At 70.4% G+C, this 622-nt stretch carries 1 pseudogene; it reads left to right on the plus strand.

The window, feature by feature from the left end:
• Positions 1 to 144: 144 nt before the first annotated feature.
• Positions 145 to 622: pseudogene (locus tag AB1460_RS38140) on the plus strand (hypothetical protein); the annotation flags it as partial.

Below are 622 nucleotides of genomic sequence, written 5' to 3' on the forward strand. Positions count from 1 at the left end.
GCCCGATCTCCTGTTGTCGCAGGTCATCCCCGTGGACAGCCCCGCCAGCAGGTCCCTAAACAGCGACGGTCCGCAGCAGATCTGAATCAGCGGCCAGGGCGTCCAGAGCGACGGGGCGGCCATTCCTGAACCGCCCCGGGAAGGTTGGAGGCCCTCGCGGTCGCGGCCCCGGACTGGCTCGCCGGTGCCCTGGACGTCGCCGAGCTGGCGCACCGCTACGGCGAGCGGGTCAACGGGTGGACGATGCCGTCGTCGAGGACGGCCCGGGACCGCCTCGCCGTGGTGTTCGGGCAGGACGCGCTCGCACTGTGCCGGGCGGTCGCCGCCCCCACCGCCCCCGGCTGGCTGCGAGAGATTCCCGCGGTGGCGTTCCTGCGGCAGATGCTGGTCCAGACCTACTACCTGTCCACCGACAGCCGGGGACGGGAGGTGATCGTGAAGCGGGACGCCGACCAGCAGGGTGTCCCGCCTGGACATCGCCGCTTGGCCTCCCCGTATGACCGCGACGCGCGGTGGGCGGCCAAGGGCGACGACCTGTTCTGGTGCGGCTACAAGGTCCAGTGCGACGTGAGGTCGCACGTCGTGAGTAAGCAGAACATGAGGAGGATCGACGTGGTCGATG

The organism is Parafrankia sp. FMc2, from assembly GCF_041008525.1.
Taxonomy (GTDB): domain Bacteria; phylum Actinomycetota; class Actinomycetes; order Frankiales; family Frankiaceae; genus Parafrankia.